The sequence below is a fragment of the Bacillus sp. FCW2 genome (assembly GCF_021228595.1).
Classification (GTDB): domain Bacteria; phylum Bacillota; class Bacilli; order Bacillales; family Bacillaceae; genus Bacillus; species Bacillus velezensis.
Genome location: NZ_CP089436.1, coordinates 2899126 through 2912035, shown reverse-complemented (window position 1 = coordinate 2912035; position 12910 = coordinate 2899126). Strand labels below are relative to the sequence as shown.

The following is a 12910-nucleotide window of genomic DNA, read 5'->3' as shown; positions in this document are numbered from 1 at the left end:
CCTTTTATGTCAACAACTTTTTTTAAGTTGTTTCCGAAGCTTTTCGTTGTTGTCTGCTGTTCATCAGCGACGTTTAATAATATAACACCCTTTTGAAAATATGACAATAGTTTTTTTAAAAAAATCATTAATTATTTTCTTTCATACTTATTTCAGTTTCTCTTCTATAGAAAGATAAGCTGTCTTGTGGTTTGGCATATTTTCTTGTATAGTAAGATTGAACTAAATACTTGATGACCACAAGGGGAGCATTAAAGCTGAGAGTGAACGTTTTGTTCTGACCCTTTGAACCTGTTAGTTAACGCTGGCGTAGGGATGTGGCAAAGCCAAATGTTTTGCAGTTTATGTAAGCAGCGCGCGGACCTTTTCCCATCCTTCCCCGCGCTGCTTTTTTGTTTATCCTTGATACGGTTGTCTGACCAGGGGGAAAACTATGAATCATTCAACACAGCTTGTGCGCTTAATTGAAATAGCGATTATGACCGGGGCGGCTGTCATTCTGGACATTGTCTCAGGTATGTTTCTCCGGATGCCCCAAGGCGGTTCGGTCTCTATTATGATGATTCCGATTTTTTTGATTTCATTCCGCTGGGGAGTGAAGGCCGGGCTTACGACAGGCTTTTTAACAGGGATTGTCCAGATCGCCATCGGCAATTTGTTTTTGCAGCACCCGGTGCAGCTATTTCTTGATTACATCGCGGCATTTGCAGTCCTCGGTTTCAGCGGCTTGTTTGCTTCCGGTGTACGGGAATCGGCATTGAATAAAAAAAGAGGCGCTTTAACGATGTATGTTATAGGCGGTGTTTTCATCGGCAGTGTGCTGCGCTATGCGGCACATGTGGTCTCCGGAGCTGTCTTTTTCGGAAGCTATGCTCCGAAAGGCACGCCGGTATGGATTTATTCGTCCGTCTATAACGCGACTTATATGATTCCTTCTTTTATCCTTTCGGCCATTGTCCTTATCTTATTATTCATGACTGCGCCGCGGCTTCTTGAAGCTAAGCGGACGAACTGAAACAGCAGGCGGTTTACGCCTGCTGTTTTTTTATTCCGGGCTGTGCCGTTCGTTTGAATCACTCAGTTCTTTTGTAAGTTCATTTATACTTTGTTTTATGTTTCCTTTGCCTGAAAAATTCTCAATAAGCTCTTTTACATTGATTCCGGAAGATGCTTTTAAGCTTTCCTGAAGACCGGCCATTAAATTGGTTGCGTAGCCTGTGACTTTATTGGCCCCGCCGTTTTCACCGCTTCCTCCCGTATCAACGACGGTTATTTTATCAATGTTGGAAAGAGGCGCTGAGACTTGCTTCGCATATTCAGGCAGCATTTTCACAATCATATCAAGGATTGCAGCCTGCCCGTATTTTTCGAATGCTTCGGCGATTTTTTCTTTAGCTTCCGCTTCTGCGAGACCTTTCAGGCGGATGACTTCCGCTTCGGTTTCTCCTCTCGCCTTTTCAGCCTCCGCTTTAGCAAGACCGTCAATTCTCACGCGTTCCGCTTCCGCCTTGGCCATCGCTTCGATACTGTACTGCTCGGCATCCGCTTCGGCGAGCTGCTTCGCTTTTGCGGCCGCGGCCGCTTGTTCCACCGAGTAACGGTCAGCATCGGCTTTTTTCTTCACCTCAGAGTCATATTGGCGCTCACGGCGCAGGATTTCTTTTTCTTCCAATTCAATCTGCTTTTGCCGCTCAATAATTTTAATTTGCATTTCCTGCTCTGTCACCTGCTGGCGGGCTTTTGCTGTTTCAAGATCATATGCCTGGTCGGCATTGGCTTTTGCTGTATCCTGCTCTCTTCTGTATTCCGCCATTTTCAGCTGATTGATTTTTTCCGCTTCAGCTATTTCCGTCGCCCGCTCCAGCTCTGATTTTTTTGCGTCTTTATCAGCGGCCGCGCGTTTAATCCTCGTCTCTTTATCCGCTTCTGCCGTGGCAATGTCCGCATCCCGCTTGACTTGGGCGATTCTCGGCTTACCTAATGATTCAAGATAGCCGTTTTTATCGCGGACGTCTTTAATCGTAAAAGAAACGATCATCAGCCCCATTTTAGCAAGATCCTGAGACGCGACCCGCTGGACTTCCTGAGAAAACTTTTCCCTGTTTTTATAAATCTCTTCAACGGTCATGGAGCCGAGGATGGAGCGCAGATGGCCCTCCAGCACCTCCCGCGCCTCCTGCTCACGGTCTTCCTTAGATTTCCCCAAAAATTGTTCAGCTGCTGTTGCGATTTCACCGATGGAGCCTCCGATTTTAATAATGGCGGTTCCGTCGGCCATTACCGGCACGCCTTGTTCTGTATAGACTTCAGGTGTAGAGACATCAAGTTTGCTTGACAGTAAACTGAGAGGTTCTGCCTGCTGGAATACCGGGAGCACAAAAGTTCCCCCGCCCCGGACGATTTTCAGACGATTTCCGCCTTCATCAATGTGGACGTTCTTATTTCCCAAATAACTTCCGGTCACGATAAGGGCTTCGTCCGGCCCCGCCGTCCGGTACTTCGTAATAAATACAGCAATAAGTGCGATGAGTAAAAAGAATACGATTCCGATAACGATGATAATCGGCATAGTCATAACAGTTCCCCCTTAGATATCAGATTGGTTCATGCGGCGTCACAAAAAGCACTCCGTCTTTCACGTCAATCACTAATACGGCCGTTCCGTACTTGATCTGTTCTTGATCAAAGCTGACGGCTGATTTAGAAATGGCGCCCCCTATTCCCTCTATGATTACTTCTCCATAGCCGTCTTTCGGGACGGAAGTAATGACCCTGCCGACTCTGCCCTTTAAATCCGTCTCCCGATATGCGAGCGATTCTTCCGCTGATGAAAGCGGGACAAGGACAAAGAAGTGAAGCAGGCTGACCAAAAGAACCGAAAGAACAAATGAAAGCAACGCAATGACAGGACTTGATAGCGGAGCGGCGATTTCGCCGATATAACCTGAGGCTGAAAAGATTGTTAAAAAAGACAGAATCAATGCAGGGTTTAAAAATGAAACAGGAATGGCTTCCGATAGGCCGTGAAACACATCTTGAAAAAACAGAATCAAAAGCGTGAGACTTCCCGAAATAATCAATGTGTAAAGATAGACCGTTTCAAGCGGCAGATAAAATATGTTCATCTTCTATCCTCCTTTCGGCCGAGGTGTCGGAGTGTTACTTTATATACGGATGTAAAGGTAAATGGTTTCAATTTTCTGATAAGGAAGGCTGATTACATGATTATCCAATCCGGATATGATATGTTTACTCTAAAGGAGGAGATAGGATGAGCATTTTTAATGAAGCCAGACAGCAGACCTGGGAAGAACTGAAAGGACTCTCTGATGAGGAATTCAACCGAAAGCCCGCGGCTGATGAGTGGAGCGTGCGGGAAGTCCTTGACCATTTAAAGAAAATTGACGAAACAGCGCAGACCCTTTTATCAAAGCAGGCAAAAGACGCACCGTTTAAAAAAATCGAAGAAAAACCGATGGAGTTTATAGAGGACAGAACAAATAAACGGCCGGCGCCGTCACACCTCGAACCTGAGCAAAACCGAATATCAGTCATTGAAGCAAAACAAGAATTAGATACGGCAAGACAGCAGCTGACCGCAGTTATTTCATCATTAAACGAGGAAGACTTAGAACGTGTGCTTCCCCATCCTGTTTTTCAAGAACTGACGATCCGCCAGTGGATTGATTTTATCGGCCATCATGAAAAGCGTCACATCAATCAAATAGAAGAAATCAAACAAAAAATCGAGAAGGTCTGAGTCAGACCTTCTCGATTTTTTTCTTGGCGCGTTTCGGTTCATAAGAATGGATGGTGACCGCATCGCCCGTGCATATATCACCCGGGCGTTCAACAATACAGACAATTCCTCTTCTGCCCATCGCGTGCCTCACAAACGCCGCGGCGAGTTTTGACTGATCCGGATAAAAGGATTGAATGACTTCTCCCGGCTGAATGCACGGATCATTTTCTCCCTCGCACAACAGAGACGCACCGCTTGGAAATATTATTCTGCTTCCTTCTTTAAGCGGCGTCAGTGCAGAAAAACCGCTGATTGCGATGTTAGCGCCGAGCCATTCGGGAAAGATATGAGAAATCCCCATCTTCTCCGCAATGTCATCACATTCCTCCATGGACACGATTGAAATTTGTCTACGGTTAAAAATTTCTGTTCCTCTTTCATACATCGGCTCACGCGCGCCGGCCTTTTTTGTCAGTCCGAAATGCAGGTCACCGGGAAACCCGCCGTATTCCGCACGAAGCTTGTCCATCTTTTTGGTAACAAATTGTTCGGTATCCGCTATATATACGCCTTCCGTCTTTGCTGTTATGCGTTTCCACATCAGCCACCACCGCCTTTTTCTTGACATTATCCTTAAAAAACCCCGCTCTGTAAAGGAGCGGGGTTCATTTATTATACCGTTTTCGGTGTTAAGTCAAAGCAGCGTTTGTAAATCCAGTTGTATGCTTTCTCATTCAAATCTCTTGGATTTCCGAATGTTTGCGGATCTTTCATGGCTTCTTTTGATAAACGTTCAATCATGTCCGGAGACACACCTTGTTCTTCTAAACTCGGCACCTCTAAATCTTTTACAAGATCATACATCCAGTTGACGGACGCTTTTGCCGCTTCATCGGTTGTCATGTTGCTTGTATCGATTCCGAATGCTTTGGCGATGCGGGCGAATTTTTCCGGATAGCCTTTCCAGTTGTATTCCATTACCGGCCCCATCATAGCTGCGACGCATTGTCCGTGAGCGACAGGGATGATGCCGCCGAGCGTCTGGCTCATTGCATGCGCCGCGCCTGCTGATTCACTGCCGTATGAAAGGCCGGCAAGCATCGCCGCCTGCGCCATGCCGTATCTTGCTTCCAAATCCTCTCCGTCCGCAAACGCGCGCTTAATATAATGCGCCGCATATTCAATGGCCATTAAAGCGACGGCATCAGTGATCGGCTGCGCGAATTTCATCGTATAGCACTCGATGGCGTGCGCAAGTGCGTCAATACCTGTCATGGCCGTTACATGCGGAGGCATGGACGTGTGCAGCTCAGGGTCAATGACCGTTAAATGCGCGGCGATAAGCGGTCCGCCCGTATTGAATTTAAATTCTCTTTCCTCATCTGTAATGACCGCCCATTGTGTGACCTCTGAACCTGTTCCCGCAGTCGTCGGGATCGTTGTCAGCGGAGGAATACGGTTTTCCAGCGGCTTTTTGCCTTCCGCGGCTTCATAATCAAGCACGCTTCCTTCGTGTGTCGCTTCTACCCCGATCGCTTTCGCTGTATCCATGGAGCTTCCGCCGCCGACAGCCACAAGGCCGTTGCAGTTTTCTTTTTTATACAGTTCTGATCCTTCGTTTACAAGACGTACAGGCGGGTTCGGCTCCACTTTGTTAAACAGGACGACTTCGATGCCCGCTTCCTGCAAAGATTCAATGACCGGGTTTGCCACTCCCGCGTTATAAATTCCCGGGTCTGTTACGAGCAGCGCTTTTGTGACGCCAAGCGCTCTGACTTCACTCCCCGCGTGCTGAATCGCACCGATTCCGTGTTTAATGACTGTCGGGATTTCGAATGTATGGAATTTATGCATGCTTTCTACTTTCATATTTAATGTCATATTGTATCTCCTCCTCGTTATGCTTGAAACCAGTTCACAGCCGCAGGTTTCGTGTTGCGGTAAATATGTTTGATTTCCGTGTATTCTTCCAGGCCGATTTTGCCGAGTTCGCGGCCGAAGCCCGATTGTTTGTACCCGCCCCATGGCGCTTGCGCGAAATACGGGTGGAAATCATTGATCCATACCGTTCCCATCCGCAGTTTGGCGGCTACGCGTTCGCATTTTTCAATATCCTTTGACCATACCGCTCCGGCCAGCCCGTAAATGGTATCGTTGGCAAGTCTGATCACTTCTTCTTCAGAAGAAAATGACTCAACTGTTAAAACGGGGCCGAAGATCTCCTCTTGGACTATCCGCATATCAGACTTGCAGTTTGAGAAAATAGTAGGTTCATAGAAGAAACCGTTTTGAAGGGCGGGATCATCAGGACGTTTGCCGCCTGTTTCCAGTTTTGCCCCTTCTTCGATGCCGATTTCTACGTATTTTTCGACTTTAGCCCGATGCTCGGCGGAAATCAGCGGACCGCTTTCCGTATCTTCATGAAAACCGTTTCCTAATTTGATGCGTTTCGTACGCTTGATCAGCTCGGCTAAAAATTCATCATGAATGGCTTCGTCCACCAAAAGACGTGACCCTGCCGAACAAACTTGGCCGGCATGGAAAAACACGGCGTTCAGCGCTTGATCTGCAGCTGTTTCGAGATCTGCATCTTGAAATACGATATTCGGATTTTTGCCGCCAAGCTCCAGGGCAATCTTTTTCACGTTGCCGCTTGCCGCCTGCATGATTTTTTTGCCTGTTTCAATTCCGCCCGTAAAAGAGACCAAATCGACGTCGAGGTTTCTCGCCAGCTCGTCGCCGACAGAGGCGCCCGGCCCCAGCACGAGATTGGCGACCCCTTTCGGAATACCGGCTTCTTCTATTAATTGAAAGACTTTAATGGTTGTCAGCGGAGTAATCTCGCTCGGCTTTAAAACGATCGTATTTCCGGCCGCAAGAGCGGGAGCGATTTTCCAGCTCGCCTGAAGAAGCGGATAGTTCCACGGCGTAATTTGTCCGCATACGCCAATTGGCTCTCTGACGATTTTACTTACGGAATCGGGAATCGGAGATGAAATGACCTCGCCTCCGTCTTTATCCGCCAAACCGGCATAATATTGAAATACATTTGCGATATCATCCATATCGGCTTTACTTTCTTCAATCGTTTTTCCTGTATCGAGCGATTCCAGCTCAGCTAATTCGTTCAGATCGCGTCTGATTAATTCCGCAATTTTCAGAACAAATTGTCCGCGCTCGAGCCCGGAAAGCACCGGCCACTCCCCTTCATCAAATGCTTTTCTGGCTGCGGCGATGGCTTTCACCGCATCGTCCCGGTCTCCTTCGCATACCGTTGCAATTTCTTCTTGATTAAATGGATTAATGATACGGCGGGTCTGTTTTTTTTCTGCACTGATCCATTCGCCGCCGATATAAAGCGTTTTGCTCATAAGAGTCCTCCTTACCGAAAAGTAAGTTTGTTAAATAAAAATTTAATGTTTTTAACAATATTAATTTAACACATGTTTTTTTGCCTGTCAAAACCCGATCAGTCCGTTTAGATTTTGACATTTTGTCATGATTCGTTAAGATTAAGAACATAAAGAAATGACTTAACAAATTTAAACTTCAAGAGGAAAAGAGGGACAATATGGATGAGAATCCAGAATTCGCAGCTATAGAACAAGCCAGGGATCTTGTCATTGATTCCATTGCAGAGACGATGGATCTTTACGGAATCACCCGAAGTGTCGGGATTTTATACGGAACAATGTATATGAGGGATGAAATGACGCTTGACGAAATGCGTGAGGAACTGCAGATGAGCAAACCGAGTATGAGCACAGGCGTCAAAAAGCTGCAGGATTTAAATGTGGTCAAAAAAACCTTTCACCGCGGCACACGGAAGCATACGTTTGTAGCGGAAAAAGATTTCTTTACGTTTTTCACGAATTTCTTCCCGCCGAAATGGGATCGTGAAGTTCAGGTGAATTTGTCCGCCATCGTACAGGCCCAGGCGGATTTGCAGTCCGTTTTGCTGGCCGAGGAAGGCAACGCGGAATTACAGGAAGAAGCGCGGCAGTTATATGATCAGCTTGAAAGTTCGAAAGCTTATTATGATTGGCTGAAGCGGCTCGCCGACTCGGTTCAGAGCGGGGAGATTTTTAAATTTATTCCGATAGAAACGGACGAAAAAAACGCCTGAATCAAAATCAGGCGTTTTTTTGTCGTGATTTGATTATTTTTGAGAAAATATAGGAATATAACCCCATTTACTTCCATTAAAATTGATGGTAAATTTTTATAGGTATGGTCGTTCTTTTTTAAGAACAATCAGCAAATTTTTTTTAGGGGGATTTATGAAAATGAAACACAAGTTTTTCTCAACTGTCATGGCAAGTTTATTCGGCCTGGTTTTGCTTCTTTCTCTGCCGACAGCGTCATTCGCCGCTGAGTCAGGCTCAACCGTTCACGAGCCGGAAATGTCCACGAAAGCGACTGCTACCTTATTTGCAAAATATACAGGTGCCAGCCAGCAGGAATGGTCATTTTCTGATATCGAATTGACGTACCGTCCGAACACGATCCTGAGCTTAGGCGTTATGGAATTTACCCTTCCTAGCGGATTTGCGGCTACAACAAAAGATACAGTCAACGGACACGCTTTGCGTGAAAGACAAATTCTGAATAACGGCAAAACAGTCAGACTTCCGTTAAACATTGATTTGCTCGGCGCAGCGGAATTTAAGCTTTCTCTTAATAATAAAACATTGCCTGCTGCAGGTACATATAAGTTCCGTGCAGAAAATAAATCATTAAGCATCGGCTCTAAATTCTATGCTGAGGACACAATTGTTGTTCAAAAACGCAGCACACCGCCGACACAGCCTTGCGACTGCTAATAATTGCGAAAAAAGACCGGCACAAGCCCCTCGCTTGTCATCCGGTCTTTTTTTTGTGCTGTTTTCTTTCTTCCGGCCCTCGCATTGACAAACCCTTGAAACAGGAGTACATTCTTGTTTGTTGTATTTGGAGTGACGAAAACAGTTTCTTAAGGAGTTATGAGGATTGGGAAAAATCAAAAATAAACAATTTGCCGTCATCGGACTCGGCCGTTTCGGCGGAAGCATCTGTAAAGAGCTTTTTAAAATGGGGCATGAGGTGCTTGCGGTCGATATCAGCGAAGAGCGGGTCAACGCATACTCCTCTTATGCCACGCATGCTGTGCGGGCAAATTCAACGGAAGAAAGCGAGCTTCAGTCGCTCGGCATCAGAAATTTTGAATATGTCATCGTAGCAATCGGCGCCAACATTCAGGCAAGTACACTGACGACGCTGTTATTGAAGGAGCTGAACATCCCTAATATTTGGGTGAAAGCGCAAAACTATTATCATCACAAAGTGCTTGAAAAGATCGGTGCTGATCGTATTATCCATCCCGAAAAGGATATGGGCGTGCGGATTGCGCAAAGCCTTTCGGATGAAAACGTCTTAAATTATATTGATTTGTCAGATGAATACAGCATCGTGGAGCTTTCAGCCACGAAAAAGCTGCATTTAAAATCCATTCTTGATCTCGGCGTCCGGGCCAGATTCGGCTGCACCATTCTCGCCGTGAAACATAACGGAGACATTCAGCTGTCCCCTTCTCCGGAGACTGTCATTCATGAATGTGACTGCCTTGTGCTGATGGGGCATAAACGTGATATTAAAAGGTTTGAAACTGAAGGGATGTAAAAAAAGCCGGCGGGCTGCCGGCTTTTTTTGATGCTTATGTTTCTTCACTTAACTGGACGGCGGTTTGGTCAACCCAGCCGATCAGCTCATCTTTCACTTGAATTTGGTACCAGACGGATTCTCCGTTTTGTTTTTCAGATACGACTTTAATATGCTGGCCGGTAAACTTTTGCGCCGATGCCAGTTTTATAGAATGCCGCTCTTTTGACGGCTTCGACCACACGTCTTCAATGGCGTGGTCTTTGATGGCGCCTTTCATATCAACTGCTTTAAGAGAGGCATTGATTTTGTCATATTCATTCAGGTTATAGGTTTCTATGACATCTTTAATTTTTTCAGCATAGCCGGGGTCTGTGGCGTAGCCGGATTTTTGAAGGGCAGCCGCCGCTGTTTTATAATTGTCCGCTTCAATGACGGGCTTGTACTTCTTTTTATTCCAAGACGTTCCGTTGACAAATAATTTTGCATGGTCATCCATTGATTCAAAAAACGTGCTGTATTTACGGAATTTTGCCCGAATCGTTTTTCGTTTTCCTTTTTCAAATTCATCCGTTTTCATCGTGACGTGTTTTCCTTTATAATCACCTTTTACACCGAACAGGTTGCGCGCTTTCCCCGCAAGCTCACTGTTCCCCCAGTCCGATTCGAGAATGGCCTGTGCGAGGGTGATGCTCGGAAGGACATGATATTTCTCATATAAAATTTGAGCATGCCCGGAAAGGCTGTCAATAAAGACCTGCTGCTCGTCCACCTCTTCAGGCGTTTTTTCTTCCGTCACTATGAATTTCGAAAACACCATTGATACCAGAAATAATCCGAATATAAGAGATACAGCAAAAAGGCACCCAAGCACCCTTTTGGTCTTTGCTTTCTTTTTCATATCAACCTTCCTTTAATTCCGGAATCACTAGATTTATAATTTTACTGGTCATTGATGAAAATTTCAATAAAATAGGGAAAAAGACGGAGAAAGAACACATTGTGCAAATAAAAAAGACTCCTTTTTGAGGAGTCTTTTTTGTTATGCCATGCTCAGCTGAGGGCCGAACAATTCATATTGAACGGAATCAGAGTCAAACCCGAGGGCAAGAACCATGTCTTTCATTTGTGTCATAAACTGCGCTGATCCGCACAAGTAAAATGCAGCATCTTGATTCAGATGAAGCTGCTCCAGGAAGGTTTGATCAATCCTGCCGCTGTAAAAAGGCTTGTCTCCTGAGCGGTCTTGTTCTGCCGGTTCACTGTATACATAAATGACGTTAATATTCGGATGATTCTCCGCAGCTTGTTCAGCCTCTTTGCGGAACGCGGCGTACTCTCCGTTTTTCGCGGCATGAATAAAAGTAACGGAACGCTCCGGCTGTTTTTCGGCGGCTGTTTTCAGCATGCTCATCATCGGCGTGATTCCGGAGCCGGCACTGATAAGAACAACCGGTTTTTCGGAAGAAGACAGCTTGAAATCCCCGGCGGGTGCGCTGACTTCAAGTTTATCTCCCTCTTGAACTTCATTGTGGAGATGAGAAGAAACCGCTCCGTCCTTTTTCACAGAAATCCGATATGCCCCTTTTTGAGAAGCATCAGACAGGCTGTACTGGCGAATGTGCGTATAAGGAGAATCCGCAATCCGCACTTTAATGCTGATATATTGTCCCGCTTCAAATCCAGGAAGCGAAGAGCCGTCACTCGGTTTGATATAAAATGATGTAATATCTTTGCTTTCTTTCGTTTTCTGTATAACCGTAAATTCTTTATACCCCTGCCATCCGGCTTCATTGTACATGTCTTGTTCAATGCCGATGAAAGCCTCCGCAATAACACCGTAAGCTTTTTCCCATGCCTGCATAATCTCAGGAGTTGCGGCATCCTGCAGCACATCCTTAATTGCCAGAAGCAGATACTTTCCGACAATCGGATAATGTTCCGGTTTTACACCGATGCTTGTGTGTTTATGGCCGATCTGTCTGACCGCCGGAATGATTTGTTCTAATTGATCAATATTCGCCGCAGCCGCAATGACTGCATTTGCCAATGCTGCGCGCTGAGTCTGTTTCTTTTGGTTCGTTTGGTTAAACATATTTAACAGTTCGGGATGATCTTGAAACATCAGGTTATAAAAGCGTCCGGTGATGTTTTCTCCATGTGTTTTCAATACGGGTACTGTGCTTTTGATGATGTCTATTGTTCTCTCATCCAGCATGTTAATCCTCAACCCTTCTAAAGATGTATTTTCAATATATCTTTATAGTAAGAGATATTTCGAATAAAAGATATATTGAAAATGAATCTTTAAAAAAGTCGTCACAATATTGTGTTGGATTTGGAATTTATGGATTTCACCTCCTTTTTTTATCACCCGGTGAAACAGGGACACATATATTTGGGAATATACGTTTAAAGATGAAAGCGGGGGAGTGCATGGTTTCCGATATCGATTACACGTCTCCGAATACACAATTCACTTATGATGTGAATGAGAGCCGTTTTTTTACGAAAGATGCTCGAAACTTTATCAATGTATTGGGGATTAAACAGTTAAACACGCTTGAAAATATTTCATTATTAGATATCTTTCTGAGCAAAACAAATGTGATTGAACCGCATACCCATCAAAACGCCGCTGAATTGGTGTACTGTATTTCGGGTTCCGCGGTGGTGTCGATGCTGAATCCGTTCACCCAGAAAATACGGAATTATCCGATCTCTCCAGGACAAGTGGCGAATGTTCCGCAGGGGTGGTGGCATTATGAAGTCGCCACTTCAGACAAAACCCACCTTTTGGCCATATTTGACGCCCCTTCGCCTGAAGTGATATACGGCTCGGATATTCTCCGTCTGACGCCGCCTGAGATCATGGCGCATACGTACTGTCTGAATGAGCATGAGTGGGAAAAAGCCGTTTCACCGATCCGGCAATCAACTGTGATAGGTCCCGATAAATACTGCGGACAGACTGAAAACACGGGTATTCTTGATATGAATAAGCCTTATCAGCCAAATACGCATTATCCGAATGATCCGTATCGGCATTATGATACGCCGTTATATTGGGGATATTAAACGGAGAGCCGGAGCGGCATTCAGCTCGACAGAAAGAGCCCCTCATTGGAGAGGGGCTCTTGATCATTACGGTCCGGTTCCGCAGCTTACTTTGTACTCGCCTTCGGACGATTTTTTTGAATAACATACGTGCGGCGTCTGTCCGGTTTCATCTTTCCAATTGAACCAATTTACATAATAAAGGTTCCCGGCCTCTCCGCCGTCTTCTTCTTTTTGAAGAATCGCAAAGTAGCTTTGATACGGATATCCTTTTTTATAAATGTCATGCCTGATGGCTCCTTTTTCTGAAGCAGACGTGAAGATGACGGGAGAAAGAGCCGGAAGCGCTGTCAAAAAAAGCGCCAGTGCCGCTGACAGAGATAATATAAGATAGATTTTCTTTTTCATTTTCTCTCTTTCCTTTATTTTGAGTTGTTAGAAATGAAGCAGAACACAGAGGCTGCCGCAGAAGAT

Annotated in this window: 14 protein-coding genes and 1 riboswitch; of the genes, 6 read left to right on the top strand and 8 right to left on the bottom strand. The window is 45.4% G+C overall.

The window, feature by feature from the left end; genetic code table 11:
• Positions 1-232: 232 nt before the first annotated feature.
• Positions 233-333: riboswitch (TPP riboswitch) on the top strand.
• A 100-nt stretch (positions 334-433) separates the two neighbouring features.
• Entirely contained in the window at positions 434-1015 is a 582-nt protein-coding gene (gene thiT / locus K3G25_RS14695; protein ID WP_007410163.1) for an energy-coupled thiamine transporter ThiT, read from the top strand.
• 30 nt (positions 1016-1045) lie between these two features.
• On the opposite strand, the gene K3G25_RS14690 is transcribed toward thiT, so the two are convergent.
• Positions 1046-2575, bottom strand: a complete 1530-nt coding sequence (locus tag K3G25_RS14690; protein ID WP_025650407.1) for a flotillin lipid rafts scaffold protein FloT — start codon at positions 2573-2575, stop codon at positions 1046-1048.
• Positions 2576-2594: 19 nt separating this feature from the next.
• Complete coding sequence (locus K3G25_RS14685; RefSeq protein ID WP_109567151.1) at positions 2595-3125, bottom strand: NfeD family protein; 531 nt, start codon at positions 3123-3125, stop codon at positions 2595-2597.
• A gap of 146 nt (positions 3126-3271) precedes the next feature.
• Here K3G25_RS14685 and K3G25_RS14680 point away from each other — a divergent pair, with 146 nt between their 5' ends.
• A complete protein-coding gene (locus K3G25_RS14680; RefSeq protein ID WP_017419515.1) occupies positions 3272-3760 on the top strand; it encodes a DinB family protein in 489 nt (162 codons plus the stop codon).
• A gap of 1 nt (position 3761) precedes the next feature.
• Here the strand turns inward: K3G25_RS14680 and K3G25_RS14675 are convergent, their stop codons facing one another.
• The 3 genes from K3G25_RS14675 to betB form a co-directional block, all read right to left on the bottom strand.
• A complete protein-coding gene (locus tag K3G25_RS14675; RefSeq protein ID WP_014721712.1) occupies positions 3762-4343 on the bottom strand; it encodes an MOSC domain-containing protein in 582 nt (193 codons plus the stop codon).
• A 71-nt stretch (positions 4344-4414) separates the two neighbouring features.
• Positions 4415-5623 carry a choline dehydrogenase gene (gene gbsB / locus K3G25_RS14670; RefSeq protein WP_014418719.1) on the bottom strand — a complete coding sequence of 403 codons (1209 nt, stop codon included), beginning with the start codon at positions 5621-5623 and terminating at the stop codon, positions 4415-4417.
• A 17-nt stretch (positions 5624-5640) separates the two neighbouring features.
• Entirely contained in the window at positions 5641-7113 is a 1473-nt protein-coding gene (gene betB, locus K3G25_RS14665) for a betaine-aldehyde dehydrogenase (RefSeq protein ID WP_014418720.1), read from the bottom strand.
• Between the two features lie 200 nt (positions 7114-7313).
• Between betB and cudC the strand changes: the two genes are divergently transcribed.
• From cudC to K3G25_RS14650, 3 genes are all read left to right on the top strand, one after another.
• Positions 7314-7868 (top strand): transcriptional regulator GbsR, encoded by a 555-nt coding sequence (gene cudC / locus K3G25_RS14660; RefSeq protein ID WP_014418721.1) that lies wholly within the window; start codon positions 7314-7316, stop codon positions 7866-7868.
• A 160-nt stretch (positions 7869-8028) separates the two neighbouring features.
• On the top strand, positions 8029-8565 hold the full coding sequence (bslA, locus tag K3G25_RS14655) for a biofilm surface layer hydrophobin BslA (protein WP_025650408.1): 537 nt from the start codon (positions 8029-8031) through the stop codon (positions 8563-8565).
• Between the two features lie 166 nt (positions 8566-8731).
• A complete protein-coding gene (locus K3G25_RS14650; protein ID WP_014418723.1) occupies positions 8732-9400 on the top strand; it encodes a potassium uptake protein KtrA in 669 nt (222 codons plus the stop codon).
• Between the two features lie 34 nt (positions 9401-9434).
• Here the strand turns inward: K3G25_RS14650 and K3G25_RS14645 are convergent, their stop codons facing one another.
• Positions 9435-10280: a glucosaminidase domain-containing protein gene (locus K3G25_RS14645; protein ID WP_029973774.1), complete on the bottom strand. Its 846-nt coding sequence runs from the start codon at positions 10278-10280 to the stop codon at positions 9435-9437.
• Positions 10281-10421: 141 nt separating this feature from the next.
• Positions 10422-11597 carry an NO-inducible flavohemoprotein gene (gene hmpA / locus K3G25_RS14640; RefSeq protein ID WP_014418725.1) on the bottom strand — a complete coding sequence of 392 codons (1176 nt, stop codon included), beginning with the start codon at positions 11595-11597 and terminating at the stop codon, positions 10422-10424.
• Positions 11598-11815: 218 nt separating this feature from the next.
• Between hmpA and K3G25_RS14635 the strand changes: the two genes are divergently transcribed.
• Positions 11816-12457: a cupin domain-containing protein gene (locus K3G25_RS14635; protein ID WP_021495345.1), complete on the top strand. Its 642-nt coding sequence runs from the start codon at positions 11816-11818 to the stop codon at positions 12455-12457.
• Between the two features lie 66 nt (positions 12458-12523).
• On the opposite strand, the gene K3G25_RS14630 is transcribed toward K3G25_RS14635, so the two are convergent.
• A complete protein-coding gene (locus K3G25_RS14630; protein WP_014418727.1) occupies positions 12524-12844 on the bottom strand; it encodes a hypothetical protein in 321 nt (106 codons plus the stop codon).
• Between the last annotated feature and the right edge of the window lie 66 nt (positions 12845-12910).